The sequence below is a fragment of the Paenibacillus sp. OSY-SE genome (genome assembly GCF_000283315.1).
Classification (GTDB): domain Bacteria; phylum Bacillota; class Bacilli; order Paenibacillales; family Paenibacillaceae; genus Paenibacillus_B; species Paenibacillus_B profundus.
The window spans coordinates 22,941-40,958 of record NZ_ALKF01000183.1 but is presented as its reverse complement, the minus strand read 5'-3'; the positions used below and the strand labels follow the sequence as shown (position 1 = coordinate 40,958).

Below are 18,018 nucleotides of genomic sequence, written 5' to 3'. Positions count from 1 at the left end.
ATCTTACATTCACCCTCGAAGTCCACTTTTTGAACACATTTTACACTTTTTATCAAGCCTATATATTTATCCAGTACACAATTCCGATAACAACAAATAGCGCGGCTAATGCAAACAGCGTTCCCCATAAGTACTTCATGAATGACCTCCGCGGTATAATCCAATCACACTACTTGATGCTCGCACCAATAATATAGGACAACGATACCGAGATAACCATCGATAAGAGGCCAACCGCACGATTGTCCTTCTGTATCTCATTGTCCAAATTAAAATACGGCATCAAAAAGCCGAACAAAAAGTAAGCCACAAGCAACAGTACATAACCAATTATCGCCCATGTCAATGAGGCGTATAACGAATCCCGCGCTTCGATTCCGAAGCGAAAAATATTGCAAATCCCAAATATTTTCCCCGAGGTTGCCAAGGCGACGCTAATATTCCCTTTGCGAATCTCGTCCCAGCACTTATAACGCGTCACCAATTCAAATACTGATAACAACAGCACCAGAGCGAATACGACCACGGAAAAATACGCTAACATCGATACGTACGGATTGCTAAGCCATTGTTCAATTAGATGTTCCACTGTTGTCCTCCCCACCTTCAAGAATGATTACTTCAATTCCGCCACGGTTACTCCCGTGCCGCCCTCGCCATAATTGCCAAGACGGAAGCTCTTTACATGCTTATGCCTGCGTAAAAATTCTTGAATGCCGGTGCGAAGGATTCCCGTTCCTTTGCCATGAATAATGTGTACTTGACCCAAGTTGCCGAGCAGGGCCTCATCCAAGAAACGATCCACTTCCATCATCGCTTCTTCTAAGTTAGCTCCCCGCAAATCAAGCTCGGACCGGACATTTTCTCCACGAGTGCGCTTCACGTTCGTCCCGGATTGCACCTGCTTGGCTTCAGACTTGGAAGACGACAGCAGTTCCAAATCGTCGAGACGAACTTTCATCTTCAAAATCCCGAGCTGTACAACGGCTTCTTGCCCTGCCAATTCAACGACGCTTCCTTTTTGGTTCAAGCTGTATACCATTACTTCGTCGCCAGCTTCGATTTGCCGAACTGCCTTCACACTTTTCTTCGTCTTCGCAGCAATCTTGCTTGCCGGCGCCGCTTCATCAAGCCGTCTACGCGCTTCCGTCAAGCGATGGTCCTTCACCTGAGCTCCTTCCAGAGCCAGCTGTCTTAATTCCGAAATAATCTCTTCCGCTTCACGACGGGCTTTGGCTACGATGGCTCGCGCTTCGTCTTCCGCACGCGCTACGCGCTTGTCCCGATCCGCCTCCAGCTTCGCTCGTTCTTCAGCCAACGCTTCACGCATCGCCTCCGTCTCACGCCGCAGCCGTTCCGCAGCCTCGCGCTCCGCTTCTGCGCCAAGCCGATTCTCTTCCAATGAGGCGATCATCGTCTCTACCCGCAGGTCTTCTTCCGTCACTTCGCCGCGGGCATGCTCGATAATGGACTTCGACAGTCCCAGCCGTTCGGCAATGGCAAAGGCATTGCTTCGTCCCGGCACGCCAATCAACAAGCGATACGTCGGACTTAACGTCTGAACATCGAACTCCATGCTGGCGTTGATGATGCCTTTACGTTCGTATGCGTATGCCTTCAACTCGCTGTAATGGGTCGTGGCCACCATTCGGCAGCCTAGCTTATGAATATGTTCCAGAATCGCAATCGCAAGCGCCGAGCCTTCCGCAGGGTCAGTACCCGCACCCAGCTCATCAAGCAATACCAAGCTCTTCGGCGTCATATGGCTCAAGATGCGAATAATGTTAGTTAAATGGCTGGAGAACGTACTCAAGTTCTGCTCGATGCTCTGCTCGTCTCCGATATCGGCGTATATCGCATCGAACACGCACATCTGACTTCCATCCTCCGCCGGAATGAACATACCGGACATCGCCATAAGGCTCAGCAGCCCCATCGTCTTCAGCGACACCGTCTTACCACCGGTATTCGGACCTGTCACAATGATGGAGGTATATGAATTGCCGAGCTCCACATCAATTGGCACGACTTGTTCAATTGGAATTAACGGATGACGGCCTTTCTTCAACTTAATAAACCCGCGATCATTCATACGGGGAAACGATGCTTTCATTTGGTGCGCAAGTCTGGCTTTAGCAAAAATAAAGTCCAATTGTTCTACGCAATCCGTATCGTACAGCAGCACATCGGCGAGAAGACCCACTTCCTCGGTCAATCGCGACAAAATACGTTCAATCTCGCGCTCTTCTCTCAGCTTCGTCTCCCGCAGCTTGTTGTTCATTGCTACGATTGCTTCCGGCTCGATGAAGAGCGTGGCCCCCGAACTGGATTGGTCGTGAACGATACCGCCATAGTGACCGCGGTATTCCTGCTTTACTGGAATGACATAGCGATCATTCCGAATCGTAACCAACTGGTCCTGCAGCATTTTTTGCGCGCTTTGCGAACGGATCATAGACTCCAGCTTCTCGCGAATTCGCGTTTCTCCGATGCGCAGCTCACGGCGTACGGTCGCCAGTTCAGAGCTGGCTTGATCCAATACTTCACCCTGCTCATCGATACATCGGCGGATGTCTTCCTCCAGCGCCTTCTGGTCACTTATGGATTGTGCCAATTCATGGATCGACGGAACCGGATTATCTTCATGAACACCTGCGATATGCCGCGCTACACGTCTTCCAGATAACAACAGCGAAGAAATATCCCACAGCTCGCTTGCGCTGAGCATGGCATTAATTCGAGCTCGTTTGATGGAGCCACGAATATCCTTCACTCCAGAGAACGGTGCCCCGCCTTTCAGGCGTTCTACCGTCATCGCTTCATCTGTCGCCTGCAAACGGCGCTTCACTTCATCCAAATTGGTACTCGGCTGTAACGCCAACGCTGCCTGTTCGCCCAGAGGGGTCGCCGCGTGATGCGCCAATGACTGCAGTATTTTATGGTAATCCATCGTGTTTAAAATTTTCGAATCCAATTCTAGTCACGACTCCTCTCGCTGTAATTATATCGGAACACCTAATTGATGGCTATTCATGTCTGAACATGCCACTTATGATTATCGCGGATAAGGTTACAATAATTGTTGCACAAACCTATACCCTTCAAACAAGTAAGGAGGAAAGTCCATGAGTTTTCTAGGTCATGTCGTTCGATTCATTGTGGCAGCCATTGTGCTGATGATCACGGGCTGGATTGTGCCGATGTTCTCCGTAGGCGGTTTCTGGAGTGCCTTAATCCTTGCCTTGATCATTGCCTTATTCGGCTGGATTGTCGAAGGCATTTTTGGAAAAAAAGTTACGCCGTTCGGTCGGGGTATCGTTGGCTTTTTGATCAGCGCCCTCGTCATTTACGTCGCCCAGTTCTTTGTAGCCGGCGTATCGGTCACCATCCTCGGAGCGATTCTGGCGGCCTTGGTCATCGGGTTGATTGACTTGTTCATCCCAATCGCCACGCCATTCGAAGCCGGACGACAAGCGAAATAATCTGAAGGCTGCCGCTTCACGCCATCAGTCCTTTCCAGACCCCTATGCCGAATCACTCCAAATGCGTATTTTTTGCTCGACAAAGAATGGCAAAAAATGAGTGAGTCAGCTACACTGTTATGGAAAAGGAGGATGAGCATGAAACGAAGCAGCCTTTGGACGTTATCATCTCTATTCATCATTATGATCGTCTTGCTGGTCGCTTGCGGGGGAAATAAGAAACAGAATTCGCAAGCAAGTGCCTCTGTTGCCGTCGATACAGAACTTGTCATAACAGCGAGCAACTATAAGTTTGACCAATCGGAATATCGAATCAAAGCAGGTGAGTCGGTCCGCATCGTTCTGGATTCCACCGGAAATCACGGGTTAGCTGTCAAAGAGCTCGGTCTCGCTCTTGATCCGAATAACAAGGAACAAGTGATTACTCCAGAGAAGCCTGGGACTTACGAGTTCCAATGCACGATTATGTGCGGTCCGGGTCACCGTGATATGAAGTCGATGCTAATCGTCGAATAAATGAATAACCATTGTGATTAACTCCCCATGAACCGGTTCCCCCATAGTCACGTCTGAGCGCACAGCAGTGGCCGCCGTATCCTTTATTCAAGGAGACGGCGGCTTATTTTACTCTAACGCGGCCGCTCATCTTCAAAAGGCCTCGAAAAGGTTTTCTCATAGCCATTGCGCCCACTTTACCGCCTCAACCATAACGTCCGGAATCCACTGTCCGGTCTTATCCACCCAGACTGACGCCTCCACCCATGTACGGATGTAACCTGCGGGCCATGCCCGAAGCAGCACATACAGGATGCACCATAAGAATACGAACTGGATCAGGCCGAGCACTGCGCCGGTAAGCCTGTCTACGGTCCGGATCGGCCGGGAGGCGGTGAATTTGCTCCATGCAAAGCGGATAAGCCATAAGCCTGCAAGGACAAAAAAGAACAGCAGCGCAAAGGCAATCACCGCATGCACCGTATCCATCAATTCAGAGGATAATATTGAACCCGAACCGTCTGCAGGCGGCTGTGGGCTTGCTGCTTGATTGCTTGTCGTAAACAGCCTCTTCTTTACCCATGGGATAAAGTAATCATAGAAGCGTGAAGCGACGATAAAGGCTACGATATAACCAAACAACGAGAGGGCCTGGGCTTTCAGTCCGCGCTTCGCTCCCCACGCGATACATATCATTGCGGTTACGGCGACAATGTAGTCGAGCGCATTCCAAGCCATTATTCCCGCTACGATTCCGTTCCATAAGTTGTCAAAAAACATTGTGATTTCTTGTAACATGATTCATCCTTTATTCCGATTTAACGGACATCTTGCTCAATTAATTCCAGCCATTCGTTGAACTCCGATTGCAGCTTCGAGTACTCGTCTTTGAGCTTGATGTAGACTTCTTCCGTTTCTTGTGCTTGCTTACGTTCCATTTCCCGCTCTACTTGAGACAGACGGAATTGATGGGACAGCACTTCGAACTGTTCTTGAATAGCCGTCATGTCTTCGTTCAAGCCAACCTGTTCCTTGGCTTGCTCCAATTGAGCCATTACGTCCTTCAACTGCTGTTTCATTTCCGCTCGTTCATCATTCCAAGATTTGAACGCGAGTGACCAATCCTGCTCTTGCTCCGCCCACTCCTGTTCCCGCGCGCTCCAATTAGATTCGGCTTGCTTCCATTTTCGCTCTTCGTCTTTCCATTGTTCAAAATGCTCCAGCCACTGTTCTTCCCGAGCCTGCCATTTCTTTTCAAGCTCCAGCCAGTTTGCTTCACGCATTTGCCATTTCTCTTTTTGCTCTGTCCATTCCTGCGCGTTATTTTGCTGCTCGGCGAGCTGTTCCCGCCACTCTTGTTCACGCGCCTGAACACTTTCAAGCTGCGCTTCCCAAGCTTTCTCCCGCTCTTTCATCTGCTTCTTGTATGCTTCATATTGTTCAAGATCGGTCGCGTAAAGCTCTTGCTCCTCTTCCAGTTGAGCGCAGCGCGCCGCCGTCTCCAACGCTTCTTTCTGTGCCGCTTCCACGGCTGCTGCCGCCTCAGACTGCGCACTTTGCATCGTCTCGGCTGCAGACTGCCAGTTCAACTTCTCTGCTTCCAATTGACGGCATTTCGCTTCCAACTCGGAGGCCAATTCGTTGAAGGCTTCCTGTTCCTTCTCTTCCTTCGCAATCCATGAGCTTCGTTCCTGTTCGAACTGCTCCTGTAAGCCACTCCGCTCCTGCTTGAACTGTTCTTGCAGGCCAGTACGTTCCTGTTTGAATTGTTCCTGCAAGCTGATGCGTTCCTTATCAGCTTCCAGCTTCCACGACTCCCTTTCCGCCTGAAGCTGCTCCGCAAGCCGCGCCTCATGCTGGACAATGAGTTCATCGCGCTCGGCAGAGGCCAACTGTTCTGCCTCTTTCAGCTGCTCCTGCAGCTCTGCAACTTCTGCGTGGGCTTCGTCCCGTACGCGAATAAGCCGCTCCATCTCCAACAGACGCGCACGATCAAGCTCTTCCGCTCGGCTTAATTGCCCTTCGAGCTGATGGATGCGATGAGATGGCTTCTTCATCTGCTCTTCCGCTTCCGCGCGCAACGATTGCTCCAGCGCGGCCATCGCTTGCTCATGTTCGGCTGCCGCCTCCTCATGCAGCACTGAGAACGTATCCACATCCTCCGCATGCTGGGCTCTTACCTGTTCCAACTCTTTCTGATGCGTATTCTCCAATTGTTCGAGTTCATTGCCAAGCGCTGATTTCAATTGATCCAGCTCGCTTTGGTGGCTGGAGTTTACTTTGTTCAGCTCGTTCTGATGGCGGGACTGTACTTCCTCCAGATCGCTCAGATGCTTCGAGCTCTGTTGCTCAAGCTCTTGTTGATGCTTCCCGTTCAATTGAGACAGAACGTCCTGATGCTTCGAATGCACTTGCTTCAGCTCGCTCTTATACTTCGTATCGACTTCCTCCAGCTCGGTCTGGTGCGCGGCTGTCACCTGCTCCAGTTCAGTACGATGCTTCGCCCCCATCTGTTCCAATTCAGTGCGAAGCTCCGCCTCCTTCTGATCGAATTGTTGCTGCAGCGCAGTCATGGCCTGCTCCAGCTTCTCCTGCTGAGCGGCTGCCGCCAGTTCCAGCTCCTTCGCATGCTGTTCGGTCAATTCCTTCACCTGAGTAGTGTGGCGCTGATTCGACTTCAGCAATTGATTGCCATGAGATGACTTCAATTGTTGAACCTGCTCCTTATGTTCTGTCTGGAGCTGGTTCATATCCGCGGTATATTTAGCTTCAAGCGCTTGAAGCTCGCTGGCGCGCTCCTGCGTCAACTTCTGAGCTTGCGCTTCTTGCTGTTCAGCAAGCTGCTTCACTCGCTGAGCATGTTCTGACTTTAACTTTACTACCTGAGCGGTGTGCTCTTGAGTTAAGTTGGCCTTCTGCTCTGTCAACCGCTGTTCCCATTCGGTCGCCTGCGCTGCCAACTGACCTTCCCAAGCGGCCGTCTGTTCCGCCAACTGTTCCTCCCAGACTGCAGCCGTCTCTTCTGTTCGCTGTCTCTCGGCATCCAGCTTCGTCTGCCATTGCTGTTCCTGCTGGGCGAGCTTCTGCTGCAGCGCTGCTTCATGTGCCTTGGCTGCTTGCTGCTTCTCGTCAACCGCTGTCTTCAGCTTGGCTTCCTGTTCCTGCAGCTTGCGCTTCAACTCATTCTCCCGTGTTGTCATCGATTGAATGCGGCGGTCTGCTTCCTTCGTCTGCTCCGTCAGCTTCTGCAGACGCTCGTTGGAAGCACGCTTCTCTTCCGACAGCTGGCGATTCGTTTCCTTCAGCTTCGCTGCTTCCTCCCGGAGCGAGGCAGTCTGCTTCTCTACCTCTTCTTTCTCCTTCGTGAGCGCTGCTTGCAGCTTGTCAAGTTCGGCGCCCGATTCCATACGGAGCTTCTCTAACGCTTGCGATGATTCGGACTTCAGCTGTTCCAATTCGTGCGTCAACGCTTTGCCCGCATGCTCTTGCTCTTGGAGAGATACGCTGATGCGCGCATGGTCATCCTTAATCTTCTGAACTTCCTCCGCAATGTGCACGGCCGCTAGTACGGCGATGCGCGGTGTATCCAGTCGCGAGCTCGCATTCGAGATGACCCGCATATGCTCGTCCACCACAGCGGCGATATTGCGCATATATTCTTTACTTGTTGTACCTACCAATTTATATTGCGTTCCATATATTTCAACTGTAACCCGATGTTTATTATCTGAAGTGGTCATTCTTTACATCCTCCTTACCTTAGCGTCGCCACGAACTGCAAGTATGACTTTGCAACGAGGCAACGAAATCTTACCTTATAAGTTCGATATGCTTAGCCTCATTTCCTGCTACGTAAAGCGGAAAGTCAAGTTTCATTTCATATATAACGGCTCAAAAAAAGAAATGGGCCCTTCCTTGTTCCCTCGAGAGGAAAGAACAGGAAGAAAGCCCGCTTTTATTGCTCAAAATCACTTTTCCTCTCAAATGACTATATCCAATGGAGGAGGAGACAAGGGAATATGGGTTCTGTCATGGCTCATGCCACTGCAAACAAGATCATTGCTCTTACCATCCGACATTATTTGACCAAAGGATATTTACTTATAAGACATTATTTGGTATCGTTGATGTAATGATACCTACAGGTTTGAAGAGGTGATGATATGAAGGCTGAGTCGCTTCAATTTACAACTATTGGCGAATTCATCAGAACATGCAGACAAGAGGCCAATTTAACATTAGTCCAGTTAGAGGCTATGACAGGAGTCGCCAAAGGCATCACTTCTAAAATCGAGAACGGCGAAACGAAGCGCCCAGAATTTAAAACGATGCACGCCCTTTTAAGTGTCTTTGATATCGCATATCCAAACATTGTCGAATTATATCTCTCCGTTGAGCAGAGAGCTGATGTGCTTATGTCCATCTTGAAAGAGTCCATAACCAGCGCTCCGTCATTATCCACTAAGATTGCCGCTCAGTTTCTTCGTGACGAAAAAAAAGACAGTATTGGATTAGTGGATGAACTGTATAAGTTCACAGGTTCCATTGAGGATGCGCCAACAGTCAGACTTTCCCTGTACAAGCTCATCATAAAATACGCTCGCACTCACGGCATTCAAACGTACTTCGCCAAGGCGCTGCTACAGGAATATTTAATTGAACGCGATGATTTCGGCAAAATGCAGACAACCTACTATACAGGAAAAAACATTACGCATTATGTTCAATTTCTTTCATTGGAAGAACAGATTACACTCTATTACAAGTTGGGTGCCCATTCGTATCATTTGAAAGAATACAAAGAAGCTATTGAATATTGCAATCAAGTATTAATATTGGATACAACTGACAGCGCCATCAAAGCACACTCTATTTCTTTCATTTCCTTTTCACACTATTTTTTGAACAATTACGACATGGCGGAACGATATCTCCAGCAATACTGCACGTTCCAATTCCCATTTGTACAAGAAAACGCAGATTTTATGACAGCTAAGTTAAACGGAAAAAAAGGCCACGTTGATTTAGCCATTAATCAACTGGAGCAATGCTTGGAAAAGTCCGCTCACAAAGTCAATATTATTTATGATCTGTTTGATTTATACCTGCAACAAAACAATTTGAGCGCTGTCGAAAAGCTGTTTCAGTGGGAATATGACTTTATTGAAAATTCAAGTAACCCTTGCCTTATTACAGAATATGCACATTACTACAAGAAAAAAAGCGAATATTTTAAGCTGGCGGGAATTCACGAGCAATCTGTTGATTGCTTACTGAAAAGCATTACCATGTTTGTTAATGTGGATAGGCACAAAAATGCTTATGAATGCATTGAAGTATTGTTTGACACTATTCATGAAAATTCCGACATTATTAACAACATGCAATATTTACATAAGGTCAAATCAATGTTTAATCACCTGAGTGGTTCAAAACTCAAGATAGGAGAGATGATATGAAAAAAATGCATGGTAAACTGGCTGCTGTAATTTTTTGTCTTGCTGTTATTGTTACACCTGTAGCCACTATGTTTTCTGGCGGCGGCGTCATTAACCCTTGGTAACAGGCTTATGCCTTCCATGAATGCAAAAGGTGGGTTACGGAAATTATCCGTTTCCCACCTTTTATGGTTTATATCTACTTTACATGTTAGGTAACATCTGTTCTATTTGCGCAATTCTGCGCTATAAGTTGTTTCAAGCGCCGCAATGACACGACCGTGGATATCGGTAATTTCCTCATCGGTAAAGGTATGCTCCGCATGGCGGTATACGAGGGAAATCGCGACGCTCTTCTTATCCTCTGCGATACGATCGCCTGTGTAGATGTCGAATACCCCTACAGATTCCAGCCATTCGCCAGCCGCTTCCTTAGCTGTAGTAACCAATCGGCCCACTTCCACGTTGCGGTCGACTACGACAGCGATGTCACGATCCACTGCTGGGAAACGAGGGAGCGCTTTGTATGCAATGTTGAAATCGGCTGCTTCCATCAGCGGCTGCAACAGCAGCTCCGCCACGTACGTTTCGCCGAGATCCTTCTGACGTTGAATTTCCGGATGCACTTGTCCGATGATACCGATATATTGCTCGCCTTCCGCACCCATCAAATACATGGAAGCCGAACGGCCCGGGTGCAGACCCTGCGGACGATTCGCCTCATAACGGATGAGGCCTTCCAGCCCCAAGTACGAAGCAAGAGCATCCACAACACCCTTCACATCGTAGAAATCAACTGCTTCGGAGCTAATATTCCACTGTGCCGCGCTGCGTTTGCCGGTCATTAGAAGACCAAGCACCAGCTCTTCCTTCACCAAGGCCGACAGTGTTTCCTGCGACGTCAAGTACAAGCGGCCAAGCTCGAACGCTTTCACATCGTCAGTTTTGCGGTTGCGGTTATACGCCGCCACATCCAGCAAGCTTGGCAGCAAGCTTGTGCGCAGCACGCTTCGCTCTTCGCTCATCGGCATCGCCAGGCGAACCGGAACAGCCCCGTCGATGAATGTCGGGAAGAGCTCGGTTTCAGTCGGATGCGTGAACGAATACGTTACCGCTTCATGCAATCCGTTGTCTGTTAGCAATCCGCGAATCGCACGGCGGATCGTCTGACCTTTGTTCAGATGTCCTGGCGTCGTCGGACCTTCGATAGCCGTCGTCGGGATGTTGTCATATCCGTAAATGCGAGCCACCTCTTCGATCAGATCGACGTCACGCGTAATATCGCCGCGGCGGGATGGCACTCGCACATGAAAGACGCCGGCTTCGGGTTCAGCGGCTTCTAGCCCTAAACGCTGCAGGATAGACGTCACATCTGCCGCCGTCAGCGCAGTGCCGAGCAGGCGGTTCGTTTTGTCCAGCGTCAAAGTGACCGTTCTGCGTTCATGCGGCTGTGCCGTCTCCTCGACAATGCCTGCAGCGATGCTGCCGCCTGCCAATTGACGCATCAGATCTGCCGCCCGGTTGAGCGCTGGAATGACTGCTTCCGGATTCACTTCCTTCTCGAAGCGGAGGGACGCTTCCGAGCGGAGTCCCATCTGGCGCGATGTCTTGCGCACGACGCTTCCTGCAAAATGAGCCGACTCCAGCAAAATATTTACGGTGTCGCCGCTCACCTCAGAATTCTCGCCGCCCATTACACCGGCAAGCCCGATCGGCTTGACGCCATCCGTAATCAACAGCATATGCGGCTCAAGCTTGCGCTCTTGCCCATCCAACGTAACGAGCGTCTCTCCTTCGTGTGCATAACGCACATCGATCGCGCCATTGCCGCTTAATTTGTCCGCATCAAAAGCATGCAGCGGCTGCCCATATTCCAGCATGACGAAGTTCGTAATGTCAACGATGTTGTTAATCGGACGCACGCCTGCCGCAAGCAATCGGTTCTGCAGCCAGAGCGGCGACGGCTTAATGCTGACATTTGTAATGTAACGTGCCGCATATCGGTTGCATGCGTCAGGAGCACTGATGCGAACGCTAACAGTACTGCTTGCTTGTTCAGCGGACTCGCTGACCGTGTCTTCTGGCAGACGCACCGGACGGTCCAACAACGCTCCGACTTCATAGGCAACACCGATCATGCTTAAGCAGTCTGAACGGTTCGGCGTCAGGTCCAACTCAAGCACATGATCGTTCAGGCCGAGGACATCGGCAATCGGCGTGCCAATCACCGTATCTTCTGGAAGCACGAGAATGCCTTCCTGCATTTCCTTCGGGAGCAGCTTATCATTCATGGCCAGCTCTTTGGCCGAGCAGATCATCCCTTGGGATTCCACGCCGCGCAGCTTGGCACGCTTAATCTTCATACCGTCAGGCATTACCGCGCCAATTTGTGCGACAGGCACTTTCTGTCCCGCATCGACGTTCTTCGCTCCACAGACGATTTGCAGATGTTCGCCGCTTCCGGTGTCCACCTTGCATACATTCAATTTGTCGGCATCGGGATGCTTCTCCCGGGATACAACATAACCGACCACGATGTTGTCAAGCCCTTTATTGCGGTTCTCCACCACATCAATCTCAATTCCGGCGCGCGTCATCCGTTCAGCAAGCTCTTCCGCGGACACGCCGGTCAAATCGATATATTCCGATAGCCATTTGTAAGATACGTTCATGACCGTTCTCTTCCTTTCATTTAAGAGGTTGTTCAAAAAAATCACTTTTTTGAACATGTATTTAATGTCACATACGAGCAAATTGCTTCAGGAATCTCATATCGTTCGTATAGAAGTGGCGGATATCGTCAACGCCATATTTCAGCATCGCAATCCGCTCCACACCCATACCGAAGGCGAAGCCGGAGTACACTTCCGGATCGTAGCCGCCCATTTCCAGCACGCGCGGATGCACCATGCCCGCACCAAGAATTTCAATCCAACCGGTATGCTTGCAGATGCGGCAGCCGCTGCCGCCGCACTTCATGCAGGTGACGTCGACTTCCACGCTTGGCTCGGTGAATGGGAAGAAGCTCGGACGCAGGCGAATCTGCATATGCGGACCGAACATTTCACGCGCAAATTGAAGCAATGTTCCTTTCAAGTCACTCATGCGAATGTTCTTGTCGATGACGAGTCCTTCGATTTGATGGAACATGAACGAATGCGTCGCATCGTCATCGTCGCGGCGGTATACACGACCTGGGCAAATGATTTTGACCGGCACGTCGCCTTTCATCGCTTCCATCGTGCGAATCTGCACCGGAGACGTCTGCGTGCGCATCAAAATATCTTCTGTAATATAGAAGGAATCCTGCATGTCGCGCGCTGGATGATCCTTCGGCAGATTGAGCGCCTCGAAGTTATAATAGTCCTGCTCCACTTCCGGGCCTTCCGCAACGGTGTAGCCCATGCCGACGAAGATGTCTTCGATTTGCTCTACCACTTTATTGAGCGGATGGACCGCGCCTTGCGCCAACGTTCGGCCTGGCAGCGTGACGTCAATCGTCTCTTCCTGCAGACGACGCTCCGTCTCTTCACGTTGGAACGCCTCCTGCTTCTGTTCAATAAACTCCTCAATGGCGCCGCGGACTTCGTTCGCCACTTGCCCGATCATCGGACGCTCTTCCGCGCTCAAGCCGCCCATACCGCGCAATACTTCCGTAAGCGCCCCTTTTTTACCAAGAAATTTGACGCGCAGCTCGTTCAGATTGTTCGCATCCTTCACTTGCTGCAGCTTATCCAGCGCTTCAGCGCGCAGCGCCTGTAAACGCTCCTTCATGGTGTTGACCTCCCTTTAGTTTCCATCTCAAAACAAAAAGGCCTTCTCTGTCTCAAGGGACGAGAAGGCCGTGGTACCACCCTTATTAGACATCACGACACTCTGGCATAGAGCTGCTCTCCTGCAGCGCCGAAGCGAACGTGCTGTCTCACTTGCTACGACGATAACGGGTCGTCACCGGGCACCTCTACTGGCACAGGCGGTCTGCCTGCCGTTCAAGGCCCTGCTCCGGAGTGAATTTCGGCAGTCCGTCCTCAAGAAACGCTCTCAATCCTCGGCGTCTCCTCCCTGATAAGCGGTGCTGCGTACTTGTCTCCATCTCAGCATTGCATGGATAAACGTTGACTATAGTCAATACATTACATTTCAAGTATTATAGTCAACCCGCGGACGTTTTGCAAGTATTATCCGCCCCTAATCCTCAATAAACGAAGAGCAAAGTGCAAGATCTATATGCAAGAGCCCATCGAAAATAGAACACCCTATTTTATTATGACGTATTATATAAAAATAAACGATTATATATTACACATTATTTAATGTTTGTGATATACTACATAATGGAAAAAGAAACCAATGTTCCATCTTAAAGGAGGAATCGAAATGGCATTACCAGTTGCCGTCAACGGCATGGGCCGCATTGGGCGGCTCGTGTTTCGGCGGGCTATGGATGAAGCTGATTCACCGTTTCGCATCCGGGCAGTGAACAGCCTCTACCCGGCTTCCACCATCGCGCACTTGCTCAAGTACGACTCCATACACGGAAAATGGAACGCGGATATTGCCACTGAAGGCAATACGCTCATTATTAATGATACGCATATCCCGGTATTGGCAGAAGCCGATCCGGCAGAGTTGCCGTGGCAACGGCTCGGCATTCATACCGCCATCGATGCAACGGGCAAATTCACAGATCGCCCGGGTGCTTCTAAACATATTGAAGCGGGCGCGGAGAAAGTCATCGTCACCGCTCCCGGCAAGCAGCTCGACCTAACGGTCGTCATGGGCGTCAACGAACAGATGTATGATGACGAGGCGCACCAGCTCATTTCCGCCGCGTCGTGCACGACGAACTGTCTCGCGCCCGTTCTTCACATTCTCGACCGTTCGTTCAGCGTCGTCTCCGGCTGGATGACGACCATCCATTCCTATACGAACGACCAGAAGCATCTCGACAACCCTCATCAGGACCTGCGCCGCGCGCGGGCATGCACGCAATCGATGGTCCCGACGTCCACCGGAGTGGGCAAGGCGCTCGCCGGCATTTTGCCGCATTTGGCGCCGTCCGTTCAGGGCATCTCCGTGCGAGTGCCGACACCAGACGTCTCGCTTGTTGACTTGACGGCCGAGGTGAAAACGCCGGTGACTGCAGACGACGTCCGACTCGCGTTCCTTCATGCGATTCGGGACGGACATGACCGTTATGTGGAATGGTGCGACGAGCCCCTCGTCTCGACCGACTTCATCGGTAACGACAAATCCGCGGTGGTGGACGGCTTGTCGCTCATCGCGCAGGATCGGCACATCAAGCTGTTGGCTTGGTATGACAACGAGTGGGCTTACGCGGCACGAGTCGTCGACTTGACTCGCCATCTAATACAGGAAGGAGTGAAGAGCGCATGTCCAACAGCAGCAGCCCAGTGATGCTGGGCGTCATTCTGTGCGAGCGGTGCGACAAGGTGCTGGAAGAGGTCGATACTGAGAAAGTGATCGTCTACTACCATCGGTGCGATGCCTGCGCCGCTGACAGTGAAATAGATGGAATCGGGGGAGACGCGCAATGAAATCGAATTGGATTAGTCATTTCCGGCACGGGGATGCCGGTATGAAGGCGCTGCTCGGCGGCAAGGGCGCCAATCTGGCTGAGATGACCCGCATCGGCCTGCCAGTACCGCCAGGCTTCACGATTACGACGGAAGCATGCCGCTCCTTCTATGCGCTGAACCGGCTGCCAGACAGCCTGATGGATGACGCGCGTGCCGCCCTGCAGGCGGTCGAGCTGGCGCGTGGCCAGCAGTTCGGGGACGCTGGCGACCCGCTCCTCGTCTCCGTCCGATCCGGATCTGTGCATTCCATGCCTGGCATGATGGATACGATTCTGAACCTTGGGCTGAACGATGACACTGTTCAGGGCCTCGCCGCCGTCACGGGCGACGAACGCTTCGCCTATGATTGCTATCGACGGCTCATCCATATGTTCGGCAATGTCGTGTTCGGCGTCGAGTCCGACGCATTCGAACGCATCCTCGCCGATGTGAAGGCGCAGTGCGGCGCCCAGGAGGATCAGGACGTAACGGCGGATGGCTTTCGTGAGCTTGTTCAGCGCTATAAGCAGTGCTTGGAGGCAACGGTGGGCACTCCGTTCCCGCAAGATGTGCACGTCCAGCTGCAACTGGCCGTCGAGGCGGTATTCCGCAGCTGGAACAACCACCGTGCGCAGGTATACCGCAAGCTGCACCACATCCCGGACGACGAGGGTACGGCCGTCAACATCCAGTCGATGGTGTTCGGCAACCGCGGCGCGGACAGCGGCACAGGCGTGCTCTTCACCCGCCACCCGTCGACCGGGGCGCGGGAGCTGTTCGGCGAATATTTGACGGATGCCCAGGGAGAAGATGTCGTCGCCGGCACCCGTACGCCGCAGCCGATTGCCAAGATGGAGGACGACATGCCGCACCTGTATGAGCAGCTGATACAGGCTGCCGAACAGTTGGAGCGCCACTACCGCGACATGCAGGACATTGAGTTCACGGTCGAGCGCGGCAAGCTGTTCATCCTCCAGACGCGGGCCGGCAAGCGGACGGCACAGGCCGCCGTCGCTATCTCCGTCGCTCTCGTCAAGGAAGGGCTCATCACGGTGCAGGAGGCCTTGCTGCGGACGGACGTCGCGCAGCTGGAGCATCTGCTGCATCCGTCGCTTGCGCCCGATGCCACGCTGGACGTCGTTGCGTCAGGCCTGCCTGCTTCCCCGGGCGCCGCTTCCGGCCGCATCGTGCTCGACGCCGACGAGGCCGAGCGCCTGGCCGCCGCTGGCGAGCGTATTATTCTCGTCCGGCCGGAGACGACGCCGGAGGACATTCACGGCGTGCTCGCCGCGGAAGGCGTCTTAACGAGCCGGGGCGGCATGACGAGCCACGCGGCCGTCGTAGCCCGCAGCATGGGGAAGCCGTGCGTCTCGGGCTGCGATGACGTGTGCTTCGACTTCGGACAGAAGCTCATCGTCATCGGGACGCGGACGTTCCGCGAAGGCGACCTGCTGTCCATCGACGGCACGTCAGGCCGGGTCATTGCCGGCTCCGTTCCGGTCGTCGAAGCGGATATGTCGGCTGAGTTCCTGCAGCTGCTGGAATGGGCCGACCGTGAACGCGAGCTGCGCGTCTATGCGAACGCGGATGCGCCGGAAGACGCCGCCAAGGCGCGCGCGCTCGGCGCCGAAGGCATCGGCTTGTGCCGGACGGAGCACATGTTCATGTCCACGCACCGGCTTCAGATCGTGCAGGATATGATTCTCGCCGAGACGGAGACGGAGCGCCGGAAGGCGCTGGCGAAGCTGCTTCCGATGCAACAGGACGACTTCGAAGGCCTCTTCGAGGCGATGGACGGCTTGACGGTCACGATACGGCTGCTCGATCCGCCGCTGCATGAGTTCCTGCCGAATCTGGAAGAGCTCGTCGTGCGGCAGACGCAGATGACGGTGCAAGGCGCGGGAACGCCGGAAGAGCTGCGCGAGCTGGAGCGCTTAATCGGCAAGGTGCGCGGGCTGCACGAATCGAACCCGATGCTCGGCCAACGCGGCTGCCGCCTCGGCATTCTGTTCCCGGAAATCTATGAAATGCAGGTGGAGGCGCTGTTCCTGGCGGCATCCCGTATGCTGCGCAAGGGCGTGCGCGTGCAGCCGGACATTATGGTGCCGCTCGTCGGCCATGCTGCCGAGCTGCGTCTGCTGCGCGATCTCATCGAGCGCACCGCGGAGCGGGTGCTCGGTCCAGAGCGCCGCAGCTGCGCCTACCGTGTCGGCACGATGATCGAGGTGCCGCGCGCCGCGCTTACAGCCGGCCAGATTGCGGAGCATGCCGATTTCTTCTCGTTCGGCACGAACGATCTGACGCAGATGACGTTCGGCTGCAGCCGCGACGACGCGGAGGGCAAGTTCCTCACCCACTACGTCGACCGTCGCGTGCTGGCTGCCAACCCGTTCCAAGTGCTGGACACGACCGGTGTCGGCCAGTTAATTGAGCTGGCTGTGAAGCGCGGCATTGCTGCCAATCCTCAATTGACGACCGGCATTTGCGGTGAGCATGGCGGGGACCGCGATTCCATCCTCTTCTGCCACGAGATCGGGCTCGATTATGTCAGCTGCTCGACGTACCGCATCCCACTTGCTCGTATCGCCGCCGCTCAGGCGAAGCTGCTGCTCGGCAGCCGGAACGCTTCGCTTCACTCTGTGTCGGTGTGACTTAAAATGACCTAGCCGTTGATTATACAGGCGTCCGCATTCGCGGGCGTCTTTTTTAGCAAATGTATGCGGGCATTGATTGGTGCCAAACACACGAAATTAAAATTACATAAAATGGATAACTTTGAATCTAACTGTTCGCCTGTTTTAGCTATGAAGGAATGTTTAAGCTCTGTAATGCGACCAAAGTGATTTTCGTCACTATCCCCTTTTCGAAGCAGGTAGGCCTGTCTCATCTCTTGCTTCACTCTCCCCTTTATTCAGAAGCGCAATCTCCTTTCCTTTTAGAGCGAAAAAAATTGACGGACTTACCATATGCAAGTCCTTATGTCCATTCTCCCATACGGTCAGGAAGGATAACAACGAGGGTCGA

The 18,018-nt window shown here is 52.5% G+C and carries 12 protein-coding genes; 6 read left to right on the top strand and 6 right to left on the bottom strand.

Annotated elements, in window-relative coordinates:
• Positions 1–169: 169 nt before the first annotated feature.
• Positions 170–589, bottom strand: coding sequence for a DUF350 domain-containing protein (locus A372_RS0115440; protein WP_019421772.1), 420 nt, complete (start codon positions 587–589; stop codon positions 170–172).
• Between the two features lie 27 nt (positions 590–616).
• The gene (locus A372_RS0115435) at positions 617–2,974 is read right to left on the bottom strand and encodes an endonuclease MutS2 (protein ID WP_019421771.1); all 2,358 of its coding nucleotides are present in this window, start codon (positions 2,972–2,974) and stop codon (positions 617–619) included.
• Between the two features lie 151 nt (positions 2,975–3,125).
• On the opposite strand from A372_RS0115435, the gene A372_RS0115430 reads away from it, so the two are divergent.
• Together A372_RS0115430 and A372_RS0115425 are read left to right on the top strand one after the other, a co-directional pair.
• Complete coding sequence (locus tag A372_RS0115430; RefSeq protein ID WP_019421770.1) at positions 3,126–3,482, top strand: phage holin family protein; 357 nt, start codon at positions 3,126–3,128, stop codon at positions 3,480–3,482.
• 138 nt (positions 3,483–3,620) lie between these two features.
• Positions 3,621–3,998 carry a cupredoxin domain-containing protein gene (locus A372_RS0115425; protein WP_019421769.1) on the top strand — a complete coding sequence of 126 codons (378 nt, stop codon included), beginning with the start codon at positions 3,621–3,623 and terminating at the stop codon, positions 3,996–3,998.
• A gap of 156 nt (positions 3,999–4,154) precedes the next feature.
• Here A372_RS0115425 and A372_RS0115420 read toward each other — a convergent pair whose 3' ends face one another.
• Complete coding sequence (locus tag A372_RS0115420) at positions 4,155–4,775, bottom strand: CvpA family protein (protein ID WP_019421768.1); 621 nt, start codon at positions 4,773–4,775, stop codon at positions 4,155–4,157.
• Between the two features lie 20 nt (positions 4,776–4,795).
• Entirely contained in the window at positions 4,796–7,717 is a 2,922-nt protein-coding gene (gene zapA, locus A372_RS0115415; protein ID WP_019421767.1) for a cell division protein ZapA, read from the bottom strand.
• A gap of 423 nt (positions 7,718–8,140) precedes the next feature.
• On the opposite strand from zapA, the gene A372_RS0115405 reads away from it, so the two are divergent.
• On the top strand, positions 8,141–9,436 hold the full coding sequence (locus tag A372_RS0115405) for a helix-turn-helix domain-containing protein (RefSeq protein WP_019421765.1): 1,296 nt from the start codon (positions 8,141–8,143) through the stop codon (positions 9,434–9,436).
• Positions 9,437–9,642: 206 nt separating this feature from the next.
• Here the strand turns inward: A372_RS0115405 and pheT are convergent, their stop codons facing one another.
• Positions 9,643–12,087: a phenylalanine--tRNA ligase subunit beta gene (gene pheT / locus A372_RS0115395; RefSeq protein WP_019421763.1), complete on the bottom strand. Its 2,445-nt coding sequence runs from the start codon at positions 12,085–12,087 to the stop codon at positions 9,643–9,645.
• Positions 12,088–12,154: 67 nt separating this feature from the next.
• Positions 12,155–13,189, bottom strand: coding sequence for a phenylalanine--tRNA ligase subunit alpha (gene pheS, locus A372_RS0115390; RefSeq protein ID WP_019421762.1), 1,035 nt, complete (start codon positions 13,187–13,189; stop codon positions 12,155–12,157).
• A 603-nt stretch (positions 13,190–13,792) separates the two neighbouring features.
• On the opposite strand from pheS, the gene gap reads away from it, so the two are divergent.
• From gap to ppdK, 3 genes are read left to right on the top strand one after another with little or no spacing between them, the layout of a single operon-like run.
• A complete protein-coding gene (gene gap / locus A372_RS0115385) occupies positions 13,793–14,833 on the top strand; it encodes a type I glyceraldehyde-3-phosphate dehydrogenase (protein WP_019421761.1) in 1,041 nt (346 codons plus the stop codon).
• Positions 14,809–14,973: a GapA-binding peptide SR1P gene (locus tag A372_RS37400; protein WP_157259582.1), complete on the top strand. Its 165-nt coding sequence runs from the start codon at positions 14,809–14,811 to the stop codon at positions 14,971–14,973. Before gap ends, A372_RS37400 begins: the two co-directional genes overlap by 25 nt.
• Positions 14,970–17,645: a pyruvate, phosphate dikinase gene (ppdK, locus tag A372_RS0115375; RefSeq protein ID WP_019421759.1), complete on the top strand. Its 2,676-nt coding sequence runs from the start codon at positions 14,970–14,972 to the stop codon at positions 17,643–17,645. The genes A372_RS37400 and ppdK overlap by 4 nt, the downstream gene beginning before the upstream one ends.
• The last annotated feature ends 373 nt before the right edge of the window (positions 17,646–18,018 follow it).

Excerpts from the sequence above, each read along its gene's own strand:
- A372_RS0115430 (WP_019421770.1), top strand. The coding sequence starts at position 3,126 with ATGAGTTTTCTAGGTCATGTCGTTCGATTCATTGTGGCAGCCATTGTG.
- A372_RS0115425 (WP_019421769.1), top strand. The coding sequence starts at position 3,621 with ATGAAACGAAGCAGCCTTTGGACGTTATCATCTCTATTCATCATTATG.
- A372_RS0115420 (WP_019421768.1), bottom strand. The coding sequence starts at position 4,775 with ATGTTACAAGAAATCACAATGTTTTTTGACAACTTATGGAACGGAATC.
- zapA (WP_019421767.1), bottom strand. The coding sequence starts at position 7,717 with ATGACCACTTCAGATAATAAACATCGGGTTACAGTTGAAATATATGGA.
- A372_RS0115405 (WP_019421765.1), top strand. The coding sequence starts at position 8,141 with ATGAAGGCTGAGTCGCTTCAATTTACAACTATTGGCGAATTCATCAGA.
- pheT (WP_019421763.1), bottom strand. The coding sequence starts at position 12,087 with ATGAACGTATCTTACAAATGGCTATCGGAATATATCGATTTGACCGGC.
- pheS (WP_019421762.1), bottom strand. The coding sequence starts at position 13,189 with ATGAAGGAGCGTTTACAGGCGCTGCGCGCTGAAGCGCTGGATAAGCTG.
- gap (WP_019421761.1), top strand. The coding sequence starts at position 13,793 with ATGGCATTACCAGTTGCCGTCAACGGCATGGGCCGCATTGGGCGGCTC.
- A372_RS37400 (WP_157259582.1), top strand. The coding sequence starts at position 14,809 with ATGTCCAACAGCAGCAGCCCAGTGATGCTGGGCGTCATTCTGTGCGAG.
- ppdK (WP_019421759.1), top strand. The coding sequence starts at position 14,970 with ATGAAATCGAATTGGATTAGTCATTTCCGGCACGGGGATGCCGGTATG.